At 38.8% G+C, this 20484-nt stretch carries 18 protein-coding genes and 1 pseudogene; 7 read left to right on the top strand and 12 right to left on the bottom strand.

From position 1 onward, the window contains the following. Window positions 1–25: 25 nt before the first annotated feature. From NQU59_RS11910 to NQU59_RS11870, 9 genes are all read right to left on the bottom strand, one after another. Window positions 26–670, bottom strand: coding sequence for a hypothetical protein (locus tag NQU59_RS11910; protein ID WP_257063577.1), 645 nt, complete (start codon window positions 668–670; stop codon window positions 26–28). Beyond that, complete coding sequence (locus NQU59_RS11905; protein WP_257063576.1) at window positions 671–1399, bottom strand: hypothetical protein; 729 nt, start codon at window positions 1397–1399, stop codon at window positions 671–673. It abuts the gene before it with no gap. Between the two features lie 60 nt (window positions 1400–1459). After that, window positions 1460–1978, bottom strand: a complete 519-nt coding sequence (locus NQU59_RS11900) for a DUF4124 domain-containing protein (RefSeq protein ID WP_026040186.1) — start codon at window positions 1976–1978, stop codon at window positions 1460–1462. Window positions 1979–2060: 82 nt separating this feature from the next. Continuing rightward, window positions 2061–3089, bottom strand: a complete 1029-nt coding sequence (locus tag NQU59_RS11895; protein WP_257063575.1) for an alpha/beta hydrolase — start codon at window positions 3087–3089, stop codon at window positions 2061–2063. Then, window positions 3089–4225, bottom strand: coding sequence for a YdcF family protein (locus tag NQU59_RS11890; RefSeq protein ID WP_005241174.1), 1137 nt, complete (start codon window positions 4223–4225; stop codon window positions 3089–3091). The genes NQU59_RS11895 and NQU59_RS11890 overlap by 1 nt, the downstream gene beginning before the upstream one ends. A gap of 8 nt (window positions 4226–4233) precedes the next feature. Next, on the bottom strand, window positions 4234–5271 hold the full coding sequence (gene murB / locus NQU59_RS11885) for a UDP-N-acetylmuramate dehydrogenase (protein ID WP_005241173.1): 1038 nt from the start codon (window positions 5269–5271) through the stop codon (window positions 4234–4236). A 6-nt stretch (window positions 5272–5277) separates the two neighbouring features. Further along, a complete protein-coding gene (locus NQU59_RS11880; protein ID WP_257063574.1) occupies window positions 5278–5793 on the bottom strand; it encodes a low molecular weight protein-tyrosine-phosphatase in 516 nt (171 codons plus the stop codon). Window positions 5794–6449: 656 nt separating this feature from the next. Further along, on the bottom strand, window positions 6450–6917 hold the full coding sequence (locus NQU59_RS11875) for a BLUF domain-containing protein (RefSeq protein ID WP_043969826.1): 468 nt from the start codon (window positions 6915–6917) through the stop codon (window positions 6450–6452). Between the two features lie 41 nt (window positions 6918–6958). Further along, complete coding sequence (locus NQU59_RS11870; RefSeq protein WP_005241167.1) at window positions 6959–7405, bottom strand: BLUF domain-containing protein; 447 nt, start codon at window positions 7403–7405, stop codon at window positions 6959–6961. 534 nt (window positions 7406–7939) lie between these two features. Between NQU59_RS11870 and NQU59_RS11865 the strand changes: the two genes are divergently transcribed. Further along, complete coding sequence (locus NQU59_RS11865) at window positions 7940–8275, top strand: hypothetical protein (RefSeq protein WP_257063572.1); 336 nt, start codon at window positions 7940–7942, stop codon at window positions 8273–8275. Window positions 8276–8400: 125 nt separating this feature from the next. Here NQU59_RS11865 and NQU59_RS11860 read toward each other — a convergent pair whose 3' ends face one another. Beyond that, entirely contained in the window at window positions 8401–9261 is an 861-nt protein-coding gene (locus NQU59_RS11860; protein WP_257063571.1) for a hypothetical protein, read from the bottom strand. A 440-nt stretch (window positions 9262–9701) separates the two neighbouring features. Between NQU59_RS11860 and NQU59_RS11855 the strand changes: the two are divergent. From NQU59_RS11855 to NQU59_RS11840, 4 genes and pseudogenes are all read left to right on the top strand, one after another. After that, window positions 9702–10291, top strand: a pseudogene (locus NQU59_RS11855) (TetR/AcrR family transcriptional regulator). Between the two features lie 441 nt (window positions 10292–10732). Beyond that, window positions 10733–11602 (top strand): IS982 family transposase, encoded by an 870-nt coding sequence (locus NQU59_RS11850; RefSeq protein WP_161419859.1) that lies wholly within the window; start codon window positions 10733–10735, stop codon window positions 11600–11602. Between the two features lie 18 nt (window positions 11603–11620). Continuing rightward, entirely contained in the window at window positions 11621–12781 is a 1161-nt protein-coding gene (locus NQU59_RS11845; protein WP_043969825.1) for an iron-containing alcohol dehydrogenase, read from the top strand. Beyond that, window positions 12778–13209 carry an acyl-CoA thioesterase gene (locus NQU59_RS11840; protein WP_257063570.1) on the top strand — a complete coding sequence of 144 codons (432 nt, stop codon included), beginning with the start codon at window positions 12778–12780 and terminating at the stop codon, window positions 13207–13209. The genes NQU59_RS11845 and NQU59_RS11840 overlap by 4 nt, the downstream gene beginning before the upstream one ends. Before the next feature lie 50 nt (window positions 13210–13259). Here NQU59_RS11840 and NQU59_RS11835 read toward each other — a convergent pair whose 3' ends face one another. Together NQU59_RS11835 and dnaX are read right to left on the bottom strand one after the other, a co-directional pair. Further along, entirely contained in the window at window positions 13260–15488 is a 2229-nt protein-coding gene (locus tag NQU59_RS11835; RefSeq protein WP_257063569.1) for a phosphocholine-specific phospholipase C, read from the bottom strand. Between the two features lie 321 nt (window positions 15489–15809). Continuing rightward, entirely contained in the window at window positions 15810–17864 is a 2055-nt protein-coding gene (dnaX, locus tag NQU59_RS11830) for a DNA polymerase III subunit gamma/tau (protein WP_257063568.1), read from the bottom strand. A gap of 192 nt (window positions 17865–18056) precedes the next feature. On the opposite strand from dnaX, the gene NQU59_RS11825 reads away from it, so the two are divergent. Together NQU59_RS11825 and NQU59_RS11820 are read left to right on the top strand one after the other, a co-directional pair. Next, window positions 18057–19217: a cupin domain-containing protein gene (locus tag NQU59_RS11825; RefSeq protein WP_257063567.1), complete on the top strand. Its 1161-nt coding sequence runs from the start codon at window positions 18057–18059 to the stop codon at window positions 19215–19217. A gap of 220 nt (window positions 19218–19437) precedes the next feature. Beyond that, window positions 19438–20481, top strand: a complete 1044-nt coding sequence (locus NQU59_RS11820; RefSeq protein ID WP_373463007.1) for a linear amide C-N hydrolase — start codon at window positions 19438–19440, stop codon at window positions 20479–20481. Window positions 20482–20484: the final 3 nt, after the last annotated feature.

The raw sequence follows: 20484 nt of genomic DNA, 5'->3' as shown, positions 1-20484 counted from the left end.
TTTTTTTGATTTAACACTGAATACACTATCGACTAATCAAACGATAAATGCCGAAGATAGCCACCATTAAAATGACTAAAAATTTGAGATAAGACGCCCAACTATATTCCGAGCCTTTTCCTTGCCAAACCTGAACTTCAACAGACTGAAATTGAATATTTGAAGCTTCCATCAATTCTGCGTAAATATCATAATTCATACCATTACTTTGCTCACTCACCGAAAATGGATCCGAGCTAATGACCAATAGTAAAGGCTCGTTTAAATCATAAGAATGCTTATCATCACTTTGAAAAACCTCAGGATGGTAACCATTAGAAGCTTCACTTTGCACGCCCCCAATCCATTTTACCGCAACCTTACCTTGTTGTTGGGCAGTGCCTTTAATGACTATAACAAAACGATATGGATTTTTACTGTGCTCTGCTTGAAAACTTATCCCCACATGAGGTCTTTTAAAAGTGTCCTTTGGTTTTTCAATAACAGCTTGATTTAAGGCACCAATTTCACTCGGCGTTAAAAGAATGGAGTTAACCAAACTTTCTCCATTCTTAGGCGCATGAGCAACTTTTCCACATGCGAATAACCCTAAAGTCATGATTAGCAAAAATATCAATCGAAGGCATTGATCTTTAAAATTTAGGTGAGCATGCACAAAGATTCTTTTCATTTAAAAAACACTCACCGAAATATGTCTGTTTAACATCCAACGAATCACTGGAGCTTGTTCTTCCTGAGGTAAAGACAAAATATATTCAAAAGTTCGTATCACCACTTCACACTGTTTATTTTTGTCTGTTGCAGTTTCTCCAGCATTGAGTAAATTGGCATCCTGACCATAATCTTGTCGTAATTTATCTGCAATTCCTGTCCATGTTGACGGTGCCTGCATGTGATCAACAGGAGATCGCTTCCCTTTATGCGTCAAAATATAAGTTAATGCTGCCGCTGTTTGCTGCTGTGTCGTTATACTCAACAATGCTTTTCGCTCTTCAATACTGGTCTTGCTGTACAAAGGAAATGCGATTGGAAAACAGTTTCCTTTGCGTTTAGCATCATACAGTTGTTGCAAATAGGCCTTTATCCACAATCGTTGTCCTTCATCATCCGCTTGTTTTTCCACAATATCTCGCAACTTCCACCATAATGTACTACTCACAGCAGCCAGCATTTCATTCGACTGTACCGACGCATTTGCTGTTTGCTGAATAGTCTCGTATTCTTTAGGTAGATGCTGTTTCAAAGGCTGAAGTAAAATAATCTGATCCAAGTTCTGTTGCCGCTGTCCAATAGGATTCTGATTGTTTGACTGATCTGATACTGGATCGTGATGAGAACAACGATTTAGCAGAAAGAAAATTATGAAGATAGCCCCAATTACAATAAATGCTGATTTCATGGATATTTACCAATTCATTGTTAATTTTTTACACACCAATCCTTTGAATACAGGATCGCTCTATCTTTTGAATGGACAAGTCGGACTCTTCTGAGTCAATAATGTATTAGTGGTTGCATTACAACTGACATATACACTCCCATCATCCGTGCACACTCTTGCCGCATAAAACTGGCTGTTATTTTCGACCAATTGAGATCGGTGGTCAGAATAACGAGCAAATCGCTGTAAAGCCATAATCCGTTGTTTGCATTCAGCAAATTCAACAATTACTCGTTGGAATTGTGATTGTCTCGTTTCTGTTCTGGTTTTGTTATTTGCTAAATCCTGAGTATATGCATTTTTCTCATAACTCATGGCTTGTTGGCGCTGTTGTTGCATCGATCGACAATCTCCCGAGAAACCATCGGCAGCTGATCCTGTACATGCTGTTCTTTGCGCTGTTTTAGTTGTACATGGCTTACTTTGGTATGTTGTTCCCTGATTTGTTACGCACTTATATAGCTCTTGTGCGAAGACAGCAGAAGAAAAACATAACAATATAAAGACACACAGCCCCCTTAATGTACCTTTTCCCATTATTTCCCCAAATATCTAAAATTTATTGATATTTTTATGATGTAAAAAATTCTATCATTTAAATAATAGTGAAAAAGCAAAATTAATAATAATGATGATTTGGTTTGGCATGTAAAAAAGCAGGAATCAATCCGGTAAGTGCAGCACGAATATCTGCACGCTCATTAATCAATTGATGTGACCCTTCTTCTAACATCAATAAGGTCTGCAACCTAAACTTACGACGGATATATTCGATGTTATAGCGCCAATCTACAGTTTGATCCAACGCACCTTGTGCCAACCAGACTGGAATACGACATGCTGGTCGTTGCTCCATTTCCAACATCCATTTTGACATCGCCAGAATCCAGTCCATCCCCATCATGCGAGGCTGTAGAGGATCTTTTAGGCGGACAAAACGTAAAAATTCGGGGTTATGATTATTACGGCGGAAATGTCGTGGTACTTGGCTTTTGATTCGACGAATAATACCGAGCCCAACAGAGTTATGCCACCATGCTGTTTTTGCTGGCCGAATCAATGGCGATAATAACAACACTCGATCAACAATGGGGTCTTCGCGGCGTTCCGCATACTCAAGTAAATGATGCATCCAAATCGCCCCCCCTGTACTTTGCCCAATCCCCAACCAGGGCTTCGGTAATTGTTTCGCACCACGTACACCATCATAAACAGCATGTAAAACCTGCTGATAATGATCAAAGTTTTGGATACTGGCTGGTGAACCATTACTAAGACCATGACCAGGAAGATCATAAGTAACTACACTAAAACCTTGATCAAGAATTTCTTTAATAATCGGTTGATAAATGCCGCTATGTTCCAGATAACCATGAAGTAAACACACCGTGCCCTGTATGTTTTGTTGTTTTGGCTGAAATACCTGAACGTGTACGCGAAACAAAGGCATTTCCACATAACCTTGCCAATGTTCACAATCCAGTAAATGCAAACCGTATAACTTACGATACGCCTGTAATGGTTTTGAGATTTCAGTGACGCAGGATAAATCCAGAACCTCAAGTACCTGTGGAGTCGTCTCCCGATTCGGGACGGGTAAATCCAGTTGTTTAAGAATTGTCGGATTTAAAAATGGAATATCGGACATTATGGTATCTCTCGACAATCACTTGAGCCAAATAACATATCACGAATTGTTGCGAGCATTTCATAATTGGCCCGACGACTATGGTCATAGTTTTGTTCACTCGGGCGCCACTGGGTGAGCGTCGTAGGCATTGGTGCAATCACAGGCACCGTTTCAATGCCGTTTAAAGCAAATAAACGTCGTGTACGCGGCATGTGATATTCATCCGTAATCAGAATCACGGTAGGCGCACCACCTTTCTTTTGTAATAATAAAGAACTGAATCTCGAATTTTCACAAGTATTCATACTCCGATTTTCAAGCAGCTTTGCATCTACGCCACGTTCTTTTAACCAAGCTTGCATATAAGGCGCTTCAACCCCACTGAGCACAATCGGTAAAGCGTATTTTTTCTCTACTTGCAAGGTTTTTTCCAAGCGTAAACGGGTGTAGTTATTCACCACAATATCTTTACCATTCGCACCGAGCGTAAGTCCACCACCCAATACCACTATCGCATTCGGTTGCGACAGGCTTTGCTGCTCAACCATATTCTCTTTACTATTTTTTAGCTCAATCAAATCTTTATTGGTCTGATCTTTGTTGTCTTCATTGACAGGCAATGCAATCGGATAAGTCTCTAAAAATGCAATATATTTACCCACGAGTGCCTGATTATCGGGTGTATTCCACTGTAGAAAATCCAGTGGTGTATTAATCACAACCGCCGAACTTTCCTGATCTCGTACAGGTTGCTGATCGTTCATTAATGGAATATTGGTCTGTTTTTTCTGGTCCTGCGTTTCTTTGTCCTGTTCTTCTGCAATCAACGCTTGCAGCAATTTATAACGCGCTTGAATCAATCTTAAGTTTTCTGACTTTTCAGATTGAAGTGCTTTCTCCATCAGTTTCAGATAAGCCTGTCGAGCGATCCATAAATTGGAACCTGGTTCCAGAGTTTCATGCTCGCTTAGAGCAGCAGGTCGCTGGCTTTGTGCTGCAACTTCATTGACATCAACAGGAACAAAACGATTTAACCCTTTAACAACCAGTTGTGAGTAAAAAGGCGAGTATAAAAAAAGCACAAAACAGCCCAATAGCACGAATAATATGGTAATTACCCGTACCAAACTGACCATCCAATGCATTTTCGCCATAGATTTCTTTACCCAAGATGATGAGGCTGGATTAATCCTTGTTCACTATATAACACAGGTTCAGGTTCAAGTTGAATACTAAACTTTTGTTTTACATCACTTTGTACAGCTTGATAGGTCGCTTGTACATCAGCAAGTGTCGCCTCAGCATAATTAACCAAGACCAAAGCCTGTTTCTGAAACATCCCCACCGAACCAAGTTGCTTACCTTTCCAGCCAGCTTGATCGATTAACCAGCCTGCTGCCACTTTAACATTGCTATTGGTTTGCGGATAATGCGGAATGTTTGGAAATTGTTGAGTAATTTTGTCGAATTCTACTTGTGTCAAAATCGGGTTTTTAAAAAAACTACCGACATTCGGAAACTCTTTCGGATTCGGTAATTTACTTTGGCGAATATAAATTACCTGATTTTGTAAATTTTCCGCTGTAAGTTCATCACCGACTGCTTGTTTGAGATCACCATAATTCAGTTTAAGCTCTGCTTCTTTCAGCAGTTTGAAAGTCACACTGACAATGATGTAACGATTCGGGTGGTCTTTAAAAATACTATGGCGATACGCAAAATGACAATCTTGGGCTGTGATAGAAGTAAACTGCTTCAATTCACGATCATAGACTTGCACAGATTCAATGAACTCACCAGCTTCCACACCATAAGCACCAATATTCTGTACAGGTGAAGCACCAACCAAACCAGGAATCAATGCAAGATTTTGCAAGCCAAACCATTGTTGTTGTGTACTATATACAACAAAGTCATGCCAAACTTGCCCAGCCCCCACTTTGACAGTAATGCTATCTTCATCCTCAGTCTGAAGCTCTATTCCCTGAATATTCAAATGTAAGACCAAAGCTTGAATCTGCTGTGGCAATAACACATTACTCCCACCAGACAGCACTAAAACATTCAAATGTTGTTGCTCGGCGAAAGCTAAAGCTTCAATTATCTCTTCAGCATGATTGATTTGAATATAATGCGAAGCAATAGCATTCAAATTTAATGTATTTAAGTTCTTGAGCTGAACCTGCGCTTGTACCTGCATATTAAATTAAACCCTATTACCTGCTTTCATCTGTTTTTTAAAAATACCAACCCATGCTTGGCTGCTAGACTCACATTGGTCAAGCACACGGTCAAAACCATCCGCTCCTCCATAATAAGGATCTGGTACCGCTTGTTGACTAAAATGCGGATCATGTTGACTCATCAACGCCAGCTTAGCACGGATCTGATCAGCACCAAATTGACGTACTGCCTGTGACATGAGCGTTTGAATATCATTAAAATTCTCATGATCCATGGCAAGAATGAGATCAAACTCAATAAAATCAGCTAAAGTAATCTGTCTTGCGCGTAGCTGGGATAAATCATAACCACGTTTTAGCGCATGTTTTTGACTACGTACATCTGGCGCTTTATTTGGATGATAATTACTAGTTCCTGCGGAATCGACGACCACATTGAGGTGAGATTCATCACAATAATGTCTGAGAATTGCCTCTGCTGTTGGAGAACGGCAAATATTTCCTAAACAGACACATAACACCTTATATGGCCTTGCCATTAAAAAATCACTCCGACGCCATGTTTTATAAGGAGTTTTAAAAATTGCATGCAAGATTCCTGCAAAATAAATACAAAATGAATGAATGCCATTATGCATGTGTTGACTATTCAGATATCTGGTATTTTGTCAAAAATTACAGGGATTTGAAAGGAATTAGTGTTTAACCTTATTGTATATTTTTCATAAATGTTTACTTTTTAGTAATTAACAGTCTGTATAAATTAACCGAACATAACTCGCTTAAAAAAATTTTACATTCTGAAATGTGACTAGTTTTTCTAATTGTATAAAATAAAGACTACTTTCTATTTTTGACGGTATTGTATTTGAAAGTTAAAGCAGTCATTCTTCAGGATGAAGATTCAAAATTACATAAACTCAAAAGAGTTCAAGACTCAGTATATGACTCAGCCAAAAGAGCAGAGTCTCAACTTGGTTGTGGATCTATGCCGAAACCGCAGAATTTTTAATTTTGATATCTGGGATGAACTAGACAACGCCTATCTAAATAAAGTTATTCACTATAAAAACAAGCTTTATAAAGTTATTGAAATTAACTCCACAGATAAAATTAGATACTCATAAATCTCTAAGCAAGCAGTGCAGCTTCTATCGTCAAGACATTGGTTTAGCGGTATCTAACTTAGCAAAATTTAAAAGTATGGGTGGATACCACGTTGGTTTAGCCCTACTTTTTTCCGCACATGGGTCTGAGTCTCATTCAGTAATGCCTCTAGTAAACCTTCCAGATTCTGATCAGTCAGGGCTGAAGGTAAAAATTCTTCATGACCTAGCCGACTAAAATAGATATCAACCTTTGAGCTTTTTTGCACGTATTTCATAGACCAACTTTTAAAACTGTATTTCTGAATTTGTTTAACATCAAATTCAATAATAGAAGTGTGCCTAATATCCCGTTTGATATGGTCAAACAGAGGAAGAACAACAAAGTCCTCTCCCTCTAAACATTGAAAAAAAGAATTATTGGCGTAATACAGTACACCAAAAACATTATTTTTAGCGTTGAAGTCTCTAGCTATGGTTAAGATGTTACTTAGATCATCAATCAAGTCATCAGCTTGACCTTGACGTGAGCTTGCATAGCACAATTGAATTTTCATATTTTTCTCATATCTAGAATGCTATGGACGGTTTACATTTATTAATTTACATCAAAAACATATGGCTCTGTCGCATATTCTGAAGCTAGAAGCTCTATGAACGTAGGAATAGAGTCAGTTGTGAGTAAAAATGGATTAAAATCATCTCTATGATTTTCTAAGAAGAAATCACCTAGCCTTTTATTAATAGGTGCAAATTTCATGTTCCAGTGTTTAAAAAGTCCAACATCGCATTTTTCATAAAATAAGATCTCGCAATTCTTATGACGATTATCTTTTAAAATTTTTTGATAAAATAGCTCATCAATTTTACTTCTGCGGCCTTCTAAACACTGAACAAAGTAACCATGCCCATAATAAAGAACGCCAGTGATGTCGTTACGAGAATTGAAGTCTACTGCTCTATCAAGAATTTTCAATAAATCTTGTTTAAGGTCTGGATAGACATTAGAAGCCTTACTTGCATACAAAAGTCTCACGAACTCCATTTGGGTAACATCCAGCTATAAAATTAGATAATAGGAAAAGGTTAAAAATTCAACTCAAAGTACTGAGCTAATAAATCTAACCATTGATAAAAACCCAAAATACAGGTCTTTGTTTTTAATACTATTTTACTTTTTTATTTCGTAGCGTACACCTTATGCAACACTTCTGTTAAGAAATATTAATGTATTTTTCATAATTTATCTAAAATTAAAATTAACTTATTGATATATATTCAAATAAATTTTTATCACCACAAAATAACTGGTTGTTTTATAACCATATGTGCGAAATTTCTCATAACCATGTAAGCGAAAGCTTATACCGATACTTTCTTAGATAACTATAATTTTTAAATACACCAATATCTCGATAACCCATTATTTCATTGAGTTTAAAATATATAGCCATGATAATTTTAAACGACAATACCAACATAAAGGCTTACTTTAGAACATGGTGTATGACCGACTCCCCACCTTTGAGATGAGGCCCTTAAAGGTGGGGTTTTCATATGGCATGAATAGAGAAAAACTATGAATCTGATTAAGAATTTATTTATGTTTAGTATTTCAGTAGTCGTTATTTCATTGGTTATAATCTTATTTGATAAATTTGGAATGAATAAAAACTTTAACTTATTCTTTTCCGCCTTCTTATATTCAACCTTTATTACCATGTACTTCAAAAAATTACTGGTTAGTCTACTATGCTTTTTTGCATTTTACTCGATGCTATTCCTACTAAGTAATTCTCTGGAAGTATTTCTAATGTTTTTAACTTCAATATCAACACTCATTTTAATCAAAACACTCACACTAAAATTAAAGAATGATCTCAGGATCTCTACTTATAAAACAGACACTTTTTAACGACTACCCCCTACAGCAAGATTTATTCTTATTTCACATAAAACATAATAATTAGAAAAATCAATAAGGGCATCAAAATAAACGACCAACTTTTCAAGTTGGTCGTTTATAGATTATTTTAAATATTAAGCTAACTTTTGATATGGCTCATACTGTAAATCAGCTATTTGTTTATCCCAGAATTGTTGCCATAAATCACAATACTCGAAACAAATTTTGGTAATAAACTCATAATCATCTTCTGTACAAGCTTGAGCTAACACAAACCATAAATCATCTTCGTGATCATCATCAGCTGCTTCAGCAGTAGCATCGTGTGAAACACCATGCACATAGTAATAACCACTATCAACATCGATACCAATTGAATGAGTAGCTTGACGTAACGCTGGACTAAATAAAATCACTTCTTCTTCAGCAACAGCTAAAAGTGCCGAAACAGCTTTATAATCCTCAAAAGAGCTTTCTAAATAAGCTCGTACTTTATCTGCTATATTTGAAGCTCGGTATGCATTACGCTCAACCTCACCAACTCCAAAATCATTGAGTACATCTTCAAATAAAGGGTAATGAGCATATTCTGGATTTCCAGTGTAATATCCCTCCTGGTCTAAGCCTGGACGAAAACCAAATTCATCTAAAATATTTAAACTCAATAAAAACCGAGGAAACATCTTCGCCCCCGATTCTAAACGTGGTTCTAGTTGTCTAGTTTGAAACTGTGCCATAAGTAAAGCATCGGTAAAAACTTGTACAATCGCTTGTCGATATTCTAAATGAATTTTTAGTAATGATACTTTATCAATGACACCATCATTCAGCATTTGAATAGCGGGATGTCTAGATACAGGATGATTTGATATATCCAACCTCAAACTATTGAGAAATTTAATATTTTTTTGCCAAACTTCCGTAGAAACGCTGTTTTTCATTCCATTCAAAGCATTTTTTCTTGGATCATTAAAGTTTTCAAATTTTTTAACCATGGTCTATTCCTTTTCTGTTGGTATTATTACTATCCTATTTGCCTTCAGTTTAGCCTTTTATTCACTTATACATGCTATTTACTGATGTTACCCGAAAGCGTTTTTATTGGACACATAGGAATATAAATTTATTTTTAATTAAAATCAATTTTAAAAAGTCTAAAAATTTAATTCCACTGAATAATAAGCAAATGTTTTACTATTTAGGTGAAAAGTACAATATTGTTAATTTTTAATTAACAACCTATTAAAAAGACTTGAATAAGACAAGCAAAATATTATAGATTATAAAAACAGAATATTTATAATATTTTTTGCTGCTTGCGACGGGAGATGATAATTTTAGCGTATAATTCAAAAATCGCCAAAAAGGAACTAACCAGATGGCTGCCATTGATGTCATAGCTTTGCTATTTAGGTTATAAATTTTTTAAAGGATAATAAAATATGTCAAAAAAGAAGATATTCTTGAAACAGCATTAGATTTGTTCAATCGTTTCACATATAGTTCGATAGGGGTAGATCGGATTATTCTTGAATCTGGGGTAGCAAAGATGACCTTCTACAAATATTTTCCGTCAAAAGAAAAACTGATTGAAGCGTGTTTAGTGAGACGAAATGAAAGTATTCAAAGCGCTATTTTAACTGAACTTTCCTTATATAAAGAAAATGATTATTTAGGAAAAATAAAGGCAATCTATACTTGGTATCTAAACTGGTTTAAATCAGAAGATTTTCACGGATGCATGTTTCAAAAGCAACAGTTGAAGTTCTTCAACAGTACCCCTCCATTATTAATCCGATTGAAAACTATCGAGTATGGCTACACGACTTATCTGAAGAACTCTTTTTGAAAATTAATGTTACTCAACCTCAAATTTTATCTTCTATGTTTATCAATATTTTAGATGGTATGACGGTTTACGCTAATATGAATGATAACTATGAAAAAATTGAACAGTCTTGGGAATACATAGAAAGACTTATAATGCTAGATCAAGCTGACTCAAAACTATCATTTGCTAGTTAAAAAAATAGTTTATTATTGATTGGCCATGCAGAATATTGAAATAAAATAGCGGCAAGTTTTATATTTGCTGTCAAACAAATATAACGTGACAACTCTGTGTTGAAGAGCGTTAGTTCATTTGTAATTAGTGTTTCGTTCACCGCATTGCTTGGCGCTATATGATTAAAATTAGTTAAATCTAGAAAATGATTGTTTCTAAGAGCTTAGTGTCTTTCGGCATTTGGGAAGGCACAATCACCTCAAAGCTACAGTTTTTAACCGCGTCTTATGCTAATTTATTGAGTAGTGAAACCTATAATCACTTTGGATAAAAATGTTGTGTTTATTATGAAAAAATAAGGATGTATGTAACCCGAATCGCGGATAAGAAATTGACTTGAAAAATAAGAGGACTAGAGCCATCAGTTGAGTTACCACACCAAACTCACAACTCTAGTCCTGATGTTCAATAGTACCGAATTATTCTGCGTAATTGATGATTTTTTTCTTAAATTTGAATCAACTTATTGGGAGTTTCTCAAACAAAACTGTGGTTCCTTAAGAATCAGAACTGCTCAACTCAAAATTTCAGAAATCTGCTTTATTGCCATTTGGTACAAATGCTCTCATTTCAATAATTTCAAAGCCTTTTTCACCTGGTTAAAAGAAGATAAAAGCCATTTATTTAAGTACTTGCCTTGCTATCAAAGGATGATTCATCTGATCAATATGCACCAATTGGCTCTACACGCTTTACATGTGGCGCTGATGAAAGACCAAACTACACAATATTTATGGATTGATTCAACAACTCTGCCAGTTTGTAAAAATCAACGGATTCAGCGTCATAAATCATTAGTCCAAATTGCATCACGTGGTAGAAGCTCAATGGGCTGGTTTTATGGCTGTAAATTACATATTGCGATGAATCAATTTGGTGAAATTGCCTGTTCTGCTTTATCGAATGGACATGTTGCTGACATAAAAATGGTTGAGCAATTGGTTGCTGGTATAGAAGCAAAACTTTACGGGGATCGAGGTTACATCAGCCAAGAATTAAAAATCAGATTGAAAGATCAAGGTATTGATTTAATTACTTATCATCGAAAGAATATGCAGGCTATTCAACTCTGTGCATCAGATGAATATCACCTAAGACAACGCAATAAGATAGAAACATTATTCAGTTTATTGAAGGGGCAATACAATTTAGTGACGAGTAAAGCACGTAGTATTCATGGATTTCTTGGAGGAATTTATGCCTCGCTATGCGCATATCAATTAACCCATCAAAATAAGCCAACAATTCAAATTAAGGAATCATCGGCTTAAGCAGGATCCGGGTTATGTATGAACCCGTTCCAATTTCAAACTGTTCCCAACATCATCGCGGGACTAGGTTCGATACAAGAACTTAAACAAGTGCTTACTCAGCAGAATTATCATAAAGCATTAATCGTGACCGATGCAGGCATGATTCAACATCAATTACATCTGCCGATTTTAGAAATTTTAAACCAAATCAGACTTAAACATATTGTTTATGCAGATATTCAAGCAGATCCACCTGAACATGTTGTGCTCGAAGCTGTTGATTTCGCGAAGCAAGAACAGGTCGACGTGATTATTGGCTTTGGCGGTGGCAGCTCCATGGATGTAGCCAAAATCATTGCTTTACTGGCTCATCCTGAACAGCAACAAAATCTTAGTGAAATTTATGGTGTCAATCAGGCCAAAGCACCTCGTTTAGCCCTGATATTAATTCCAACCACAGCAGGAACAGGCTCAGAAGTCACCCCTATTTCAATCGTGACCACTGGTGCTACGACAAAAATGGGCGTGGTCTCTCCGGTTCTATATGCAGATGTGGCCATTTTAGATGCTACCTTCACCCAAGGCTTACCAGCACATATTACTGCTGCAACAGGCATAGATGCTATGGTTCATGCGATAGAAGCCTATACGTCCAATCTCAAAAAGAATTTTTATGCAGATATGCTGGCTAAAAATGCTTTAAAACTACTCAACCATAATTTAGCCAAAGTCCTCAAAGATGGAGCTGATCTTGAAGCAAGACAGAATATGCTGGTGGGTTCAATGTTGGCAGGTCAGGCTTTTGCCAATGCACCCGTTGGTGCCGTGCATGCACTTGCATATCCATTAGGTGGACATTTTCACCTTTCGCATGGACATACCAATGCCTTGGTGCTGGTTGAGGTTTTAAAATTTAACGCACCAAAGGCTAAACAGCATTATGCCGAGCTCATGCAACTCTTAGATCCACGCAGTACAGGCTGTACCGATGGCTTATGTGACCTGTTCATTGATCATATGCAAAACCATCTGGATCACAGTGGTTTAACACTAAAATTAAAAGATTTGAACATTGCCGAGGCCAAACTACCACAGCTGGCCAAAGATGCGATGTTACAAACCAGACTCTTGCAAAACAATCCAAGAGAAATGACGGAACAGGATGCTTTACACATTTATCAGGCGATTTATGCATGACCAAACCCGTATTAAAAACACGAGAACAATTTAAATTCTTTCTGCCGATTCAAACCCGTTGGGCAGACAACGACCTCTATGGCCATGTAAATAACGTCACTTACTATAGTTATTTTGATACTGCTGCAAATGCACTGCTGATCCAGCAAACCGGTTTCGATATTCATCGCAGTGAAAGCATTGGTCTGGTTGTTGACTCAGCCTGTAGTTTCTTTCAAGAACTGTCTTTTCCCGAAATGATTGAAGTCGGCGTTGCAATTGGAAAAATTGGTAATTCATCACTACGGTATGAACTGGCAATTTTTAAACATGGCCAACAACAAGCAGCAGCACAAGGTCATTTTGTGCATGTGTTTGTAGATCGTGAAACTCGAAAAAGCATCCCCATTCCTGAGCGTATGCGGGAAGTTTTAACCCATTTTATGTAAAAGTATGGGGCAAAAAGAAAATGCATCATTCTTTTTGCCCGAACAATCGGTTAAATCATGGCAGGATCGCTAAATGAATCCTCACCGGTTTCAACTCGCCCTGCAAAACGGCGGTAGTAACTCACATCACTTTGACATGTCACTTCAAAGTCATACCAATATCCGACTTCTGCCAATGCCCAATGCTGTTTCGCTACTTGTCCCGCTTTTACGCTCACCTGCAAAGGCGCATCGGTGCGATAGGCACAGGGTTTTAGTGTAAAGAGTGCATCTTTGGTTCCATGATTCATCAACTCTGCATAAACATCCCCATTGGCGATGTCATAACACACCCGAATCTCGGGTTGAACACCACTATCGACAATACGCTGTAGATCACCTTTAAAATGGCGATGGTAACCATTTGGTCCGAGTACCCATAAATCATAACGCCCTAAATTATCTTTCAAGGCATCCCAAACATCCTCTAAAGTTTTGTTCGGTTCCACAATATAGCGTTGAGGAACACGGTTTAGATTCAATTTGTCGTATACATGGAATACTGCCGCCTGTGTACCGGTATTCGCAAAAATTAACTGTACCTTACCATCGGTCTGACATTTTGCACTGGTATGTAATTCATAAGGTAAGGCACGCGAAAAACGTATCCCGCTTTGCTGAATCGGCGTTTTAATCTCACTTGGCACAGGTACAGCCGGCAAAGCCTCCTGACGTGTTCTTAAATTATCCGCATCTAAACGTGTTTGTTGCCCGTTTAATGAGGGTACGCCATCCGCATTTGGATTTTTGAAATTAAAAGCACTGGTGAGATCACCACAGACAGCGCGGCGGTATGGACTAATATTGGGTTCTTTTACCCCAAAACGCTGCTCCAGGAACATCAACACCGAGGTATGGTCAAATACTTGTGAGTTCACCCAACCGCCACGGCTCCAAGGCGAAATCACATATAACGGAACACGTGGTCCGGGCCCGTATACACGACCATCTGGTAGCGGTTGCGAGCGACTCCCCTCTGGTGCAGGGTGATTAAAATATTCATCTTGCATATCAGCCGTACTGAGTGTCGACTTACCGGCATATTGACCATTTGCAAGCCGTGATGGCGCAGATGGTGACGGCACATGATCAAAATAGCCATCATTTTCATCAAAATTAATCAATAAAGCGGTTTTACTCCATACTTCTGGCACAGCCGTTAACGCATTCATAATTTCCTGAATAAACCATGCGCCTTGTACAGGACTTGATGGATCAGGATGTTCGCAATAAATGGATGGCGCATTAATCCAAGAAACTTGTGGTAATTTACCTTCTCGAATATCTCGTTTAAATGCATCCAGATATTCTTCAGGTTTATTCCCTGGCAAAGTATTGGCAATGCCTTTATATAATGGATTTTTTGCATTATCCGTTGCGCGATCATAGGCTTTATAGGGTAATTTCTGTCCTGTATCGGCATAGGGCTTATTGGGTTCACCGCCACTTGAAACAGGATAACCTGATGCTATATTTGCCTTTCGGAAGGATCGGAATGCCCCCAGCATATTATCACCCCACTCATCGGGCATGTTTTGATAACACATCCAACTGATACCCGCTTCTTCCAAGCGTTCTGCATAGGTCTTCCAGCTATAACCACGATCTGCGGTAGCTGGATTGCCATCAATCCAGTCCCATTCATTATTAACAAATGACCTTTTGGTGGGTGTTGCGCCATTTGTCCCAGTCAAATGAAATGAACGGTTCGCATCGGTACCTGTATGCATTGAACAATGGTAAGCATCACAAAGGGTAAAGGCATTGGCAAGAGCAAACTGATATGGAAGTTCTTGCTCTTTAAAATATCCCATTGAAATATCAGTCTTATAGGTCGGCCAGCTGCCCATTCGGCCATTGTCCCATGCCTGTTGACTGTCATTCCAGGTATGCGGTGTGCCACTTGCACGTTGTGCATTATTGGTACTACCGTCTAAATGGAAGGGGGTTAAAACCTGCCCATTGCGTCTCAACTGCTCCCACACACGGCGGCCATTTGCCAAAGGAATGGTAAAACGATCGGCAAAACCACGAACACCTTTTAATGTTCCAAAGTAATGGTCAAAGGAGCGGTTTTCCTGCATTAAAATCACAACATGTTCAACATCTTGAATGCTACCAGTCAGATTGTTTGCAGGAATCGCGAGTGCTTTTTGGATGCTGGATGGGAAAGCTGTCAATGCCGCAGCACCGACACCCATATTGAGAGAATAGTTTAAAAATTTACGGCGTGTAATCATGATTAAAGTCTTCTTATTGTTGTTTTATGGAGCACAGCGCATAACAGGCTTTTTTCCTGTTTCTGATGTGGTTGAATGATCATTTGCCGAATCGTTGCAGCCAGTCAGCAAAATGACACTCATTAACAAAAAATGCGAATATTTAAAGAAAACGACGCCTGCGCCCTGCCTGTTCATTGCGATGTCCAATCCATTCTGAAACCAAGATGACTAACATAGAAAAGTACAATGACAGGGACGTGACCCAAATCTTTCAATTTAATGAAAAGATCGGGGTCTTATTATTCTAATGATGACCTGCAGCAGCCACCAATCACACATTTAAGGCTTTAATTGAACGTTTTGAAGTTCAGCATCAAAGCTATCCACCAAACTTTTAATGGTTGGCTCTTGATGAAGTAATTCAACTGCACGGCTAAACGCACGTTCTTTACGTTCATTTTGCATCACTAACGGCGTATTTGAATCAACGACAGCGTATTGCACACTAAACTGCGTTTGCGGCCATTGCGCTTTTAATGCATCCTCTAAACCATGCTGTAATTGCGACAACATACCTTCGTATTCCTGCGGAATCTGGAAGGTTGAAGCGCCATTAATTTGTCCCTGCATAATGCCATGCTGCGCCAACTCTTGAACCGCAGGCGATAACTGACTGGTTCTAAACCAAAACTCCCATTTTGCTAAATCCCAATCACCTTCTAAAACTTGCTCAGCTAACTTTAGAATATCCTGCGGCATAAGATGGCTTTGCTCAGCCATGCCCTCCGCTGCAACTACTACTTTTTCAAGTACAGGCTGACTGATCGGCTCTTCAGCCGTTTGAACAGAAAGCTCAGGCTCGACAACAGGACGAGCTTCAAGCTTCGGGCTTTCCACTACAACTTGTACCGCTGCATCTGGTTCAACAGGGAAAATTAAAACATCATCACTTTCTGTAAGCATTGATTGAGTTAAATGCTGCTCTGCAGATGCTTCCAATCCAATCAATTGCCCCGCTTCTGCATCGAATACCATCAGACTGCTCTCCTGATTTTCTGTCGCAGGTTCAGGTTCAGGTTCAGGTTCAGGTTCAGGTTCAGGTTCAGGTTCAGGTTCAGGTTCAGGTTCAGGTTCAGGTTCAGGTTCAGGTTCAGGTTCAGGTTCAGGTTCAGGTTCAGGTTCAACATGACCCACTTCTGCCTGAACTGCAAGCTGATTGTCTTGACTTAAATTCTGTACTTGTTCAGCGACAACAGCGGCTGCAATCTGGGTTACGGGTGTTGCGCTGACCACCGTTACCTCATGCATGCTCATTGGTCTAAATGCGAGTAACCGCAAGACTGTCATTTCAAAGCCTTGCTCTTGTGTCACCGCAAGCTGCAACTCAGCACGCCCTTTGCAGGCAATTTGATAATAAAGCTGCAAATCCTGAGCAGAAACCAGCTTGGAGAGCTGTATAATTTTCTGATTAATTTCCTCACTATATTTCAGTGCAAGATCAGGTAAATACTGCAATAAAGCCAATTCATGCAAGGTCGAAACCAGTTGATCCAGAACCAAAGACACATCTAAAGCTTGCTGTCTAAACTGTAGCAATAACTGGCTGACTCGAGCCTGCTGATTTTGATGAATCGCTAAAATCAGGTCATAAATAATGGTTCGGTCAATTAAACCCAACATGTCTTTGACATCTTGATGATGGACAGCACCTTGACCATAAGCAATCGCCTGGTCAGTTAACGATAACGCATCACGCAATGAACCTTGTGCAGATTCAGCAATTTGCCAAATCGCATCTTGATCGGCCTCAATCTGTTCTTTATTTAAAATTGCAGCCAAATGTTCAGTAATTTCATCGACAGCCAAAGGACGCAAGGTAAATTGCAAACAGCGCGAGATCACGGTAATTGGAAGTTTTTGAGGATCTGTTGTTGCAAATAGGAATTTGACGTGTTCGGGCGGCTCTTCCAAAGTTTTCAATAACGCATTAAAAGAATGCGTTGAAAGCATATGCACTTCATCGATCAGATAAACTTTGAAACGGCCTTGCGTCGGTGCATAAGGCACATTGTCAAGTAACTCGCGGGTATCTTCAACTTTGGTTCGCGATGCTGCATCGATCTCGATCAAGTCAATAAAACGGCCTTCATTTACTGCCTTACAGGTTGTACAGACTTCACATGGCGTCGAAGTAACCCCAGTCTCACAGTTTAAACACTTGGCCAAAATACGGGCAATCGTGGTTTTCCCGACACCACGCGTTCCTGTAAACAAGTAGGCATGATGCAAACGCCCACGTTCCAATGCGCTGGTTAAAGCACGAGAAACATGGTTTTGCCCCACTAACTCATTGAAATTACGTGGACGGTATTTTCTTGCCAGTACTTGATACATGTATGCTCCTTTTTGCATGTTAAGCATACTGTTTTTTTGAAAGACTGTGAACGAATCCGCTGCTAATTGATCAAGATTAAGTACATTCTATAACTTTTCATGCGGATTTCATCACATTCACACAGGACTTGCGTCAATATTCAACTCAAGGGACAATATGCGCCAATTTAAATGTTGTTGGTTTCATTTCCCATGTCTCAATCTTTAGCGGTACTCGGCGGCATTACCGCAGAACAATTTCTTACGGAATACTGGCAGAAAAAACCCTTGCTGGTTCGTAATGCAATGCCTGAAATTATCGGTTTATTAGAACCAGAAGATGTTCAAGAGCTGGCACTTGAAGAAGATGTCACCGCCCGCTTAATTCGTCAAAAAAATAAAAATCCAAATGAATGGCATGTTAAATCATCGCCTTTAACCAAAGGCGACTTCCAAAAACTGCCTAATCTCTGGACACTTTTAGTTCAGGCAGTGGATCACTACTCTTTCGATATCGCTGAACTTTGGAAGAAATTTCCCTTTATTCCTCAATGGCGTCGCGATGACATCATGGTGTCTTATGCACCTCAAGGCGGTTCTGTCGGTAAACACTTTGATTTTTATGATGTGTTTCTGGTACAAGGACACGGTCACCGTCGTTGGCAATTAGGTCAAATGTGTGATGAATCGACTCAATTTTTACCAGATCAACCCTTAAAACTGTTAGCTGAACTGGATATCCAGTTTGATGAAGTACTTGCCCCTGGTGACCTTCTATATGTCCCCCCAGGCCTGGCACATTACGGCGTTGCAGAAGATGATTGCTTAACTTTCTCTTTCGGTTTCCGCATGCCAAATCTTTCAGAAATGATTGATCAGGTCAGTGACAAATTTGCGGAAAATACTTCTCTCAAAAATCCATTGGCTGATATTGCGCGCCAGCAAACTGCAAATCTTGGGGAAATTAACAGTACCGAGTTTTCATATTTAAAAACTCAGTTACTGGATTATCTCACGCAAGCGCCTGAGTTCGATGCGGCAATCATGGCGTATATGAGCGAAGCAAGCTACCCCAACAACATTCCAGAACCAGAAGAAGTTAATGTGAATGATGTTGCCGAGGTGATTGGCGCGGATTATCAAATCATTCTAGAGCCAGCTTCTCGATTACTTTATAGAAAACAAGGTGAATATTTAGAGTTTTGGGCAAATGGCGATACCATTTGCATTTCTGAAACATTCGCCCCTTACCTTAAGCAAATAGCAGATGGCGAAAGCTTGATGCTTGATCAACGTTTTCATGCAGCAGAGATTTTAGAAGATATCACCCTACTGCTCAATAGCGCAGTTGTGATGCTCTTGCCACCAAACTAAGGCTCTAAGCTATTTCAATGATGCCAAGGCCGTTTCATTTTCAGCCTTGGCATCGTTTCACGATAATGCGAACAAAAAATAAACCCATACTTTTTTAATGATTACATTTTAATGCTTGAATAAGAAAAAAATTTAATAGACTAAAGCGAAGTCATTATAAAAACATTCGATATAAATCACTTTTATATAACAGCAAGGAGTCCGACTTGTGTTTAAAAAAATATTGTGTCTTTCCATTCTTAGCTCATCACTGATCTTACAAACCAGTCATGCCTGTACTCGTGCCGTTTATTTAGGCAATAACAACCACATCATTACAGCGCGTTCAATGGACTGGAAAGTTGATGTCGGGACCAATTTATGGATTTTTCCAAGTGGCGTGATGAGAGACAGTAATGCTGGGTCAAAATCACTAAAATGGAAAGCCAAATATGGCAGTGTTATCGCAACAGGTTATGATATCTCAACCACCGATGGCATGAATGAAGCGGGACTTGTTGCAAACGTATTATGGCTGGTCGAGTCACAATATCCAGACACCAAAAAATCGAATAAACCGCAACTCAGCATTTCTGCTTGGGCACAATATGTACTCGATAACTATGCAACGGTTTCCGAAGCAGTAAATGCATTGGAAAAAGAACCATTTGATCTGATTACCGATAGTGTTCCTGGTGAACAGCGTTTAGCAACATTACATTTATCTATTTCTGATAAAACTGGTGATAGTGCAATTATTGAATATATAGGCGGTAAACAGGTAATTCATCACAACAAAAAATACCAAGTCATGACTAACTCCCCAACCTTTGATCAACAACTTGCACTAAATACTTACTGGCAACAAATTGGTGGAACCGTGATGCTACCAGGCACTAATCGTGCTGCGGATCGATTTGCGCGCGCGTCATTTTATATCAATGCAATTCCAAAGAGTGATAACCCTAAAGATGCTTTAGCTTCCGTCTTTAGTGTGATCCGTAATGCATCTGTTCCCTATGGTTTAAATACGGCAGAAGAACCTAATATTTCCTCTACACGCTGGAGAACAGTTGCGGATCATAAGCAGCAACTTTATTTCTTTGAATCCGCTGTTTCGCCAAATGTATTTTGGGTAGATTTAAAGAAAATTAACTTTAAAGATGGTTTAACACGTAAACTTGATCTTGGCAAAGATCAACAAAATACTTTTGCTGGCGATGCAACCGATCAATTTAAAGTCTCAAAACCATTTGAATTTCTTGGTCCACAGTTACATCATTGACAC

This window comes from Acinetobacter colistiniresistens, assembly GCF_024582815.1.
Taxonomy (GTDB): domain Bacteria; phylum Pseudomonadota; class Gammaproteobacteria; order Pseudomonadales; family Moraxellaceae; genus Acinetobacter.
The sequence above is the reverse complement of the archived record's forward strand: the minus strand, read 5'-3'. Positions and strand labels throughout refer to the sequence as shown.

Coding starts and splice junctions, on each gene's coding strand:
- NQU59_RS11910 (WP_257063577.1), bottom strand. CDS start 670: ATGAAAAGAATCTTTGTGCATGCTCACCTAAATTTTAAAGATCAATGC.
- NQU59_RS11905 (WP_257063576.1), bottom strand. CDS start 1,399: ATGAAATCAGCATTTATTGTAATTGGGGCTATCTTCATAATTTTCTTT.
- NQU59_RS11900 (WP_026040186.1), bottom strand. CDS start 1,978: ATGGGAAAAGGTACATTAAGGGGGCTGTGTGTCTTTATATTGTTATGT.
- NQU59_RS11895 (WP_257063575.1), bottom strand. CDS start 3,089: ATGTCCGATATTCCATTTTTAAATCCGACAATTCTTAAACAACTGGAT.
- NQU59_RS11890 (WP_005241174.1), bottom strand. CDS start 4,225: ATGGCGAAAATGCATTGGATGGTCAGTTTGGTACGGGTAATTACCATA.
- murB (WP_005241173.1), bottom strand. CDS start 5,271: ATGCAGGTACAAGCGCAGGTTCAGCTCAAGAACTTAAATACATTAAAT.
- NQU59_RS11880 (WP_257063574.1), bottom strand. CDS start 5,793: ATGGCAAGGCCATATAAGGTGTTATGTGTCTGTTTAGGAAATATTTGC.
- NQU59_RS11875 (WP_043969826.1), bottom strand. CDS start 6,917: ATGAAAATTCAATTGTGCTATGCAAGCTCACGTCAAGGTCAAGCTGAT.
- NQU59_RS11870 (WP_005241167.1), bottom strand. CDS start 7,405: ATGGAGTTCGTGAGACTTTTGTATGCAAGTAAGGCTTCTAATGTCTAT.
- NQU59_RS11865 (WP_257063572.1), top strand. CDS start 7,940: ATGAATCTGATTAAGAATTTATTTATGTTTAGTATTTCAGTAGTCGTT.
- NQU59_RS11860 (WP_257063571.1), bottom strand. CDS start 9,261: ATGGTTAAAAAATTTGAAAACTTTAATGATCCAAGAAAAAATGCTTTG.
- NQU59_RS11850 (WP_161419859.1), top strand. CDS start 10,733: ATGTTCAATAGTACCGAATTATTCTGCGTAATTGATGATTTTTTTCTT.
- NQU59_RS11845 (WP_043969825.1), top strand. CDS start 11,621: ATGAACCCGTTCCAATTTCAAACTGTTCCCAACATCATCGCGGGACTA.
- NQU59_RS11840 (WP_257063570.1), top strand. CDS start 12,778: ATGACCAAACCCGTATTAAAAACACGAGAACAATTTAAATTCTTTCTG.
- NQU59_RS11835 (WP_257063569.1), bottom strand. CDS start 15,488: ATGATTACACGCCGTAAATTTTTAAACTATTCTCTCAATATGGGTGTC.
- dnaX (WP_257063568.1), bottom strand. CDS start 17,864: ATGTATCAAGTACTGGCAAGAAAATACCGTCCACGTAATTTCAATGAG.
- NQU59_RS11825 (WP_257063567.1), top strand. CDS start 18,057: ATGTCTCAATCTTTAGCGGTACTCGGCGGCATTACCGCAGAACAATTT.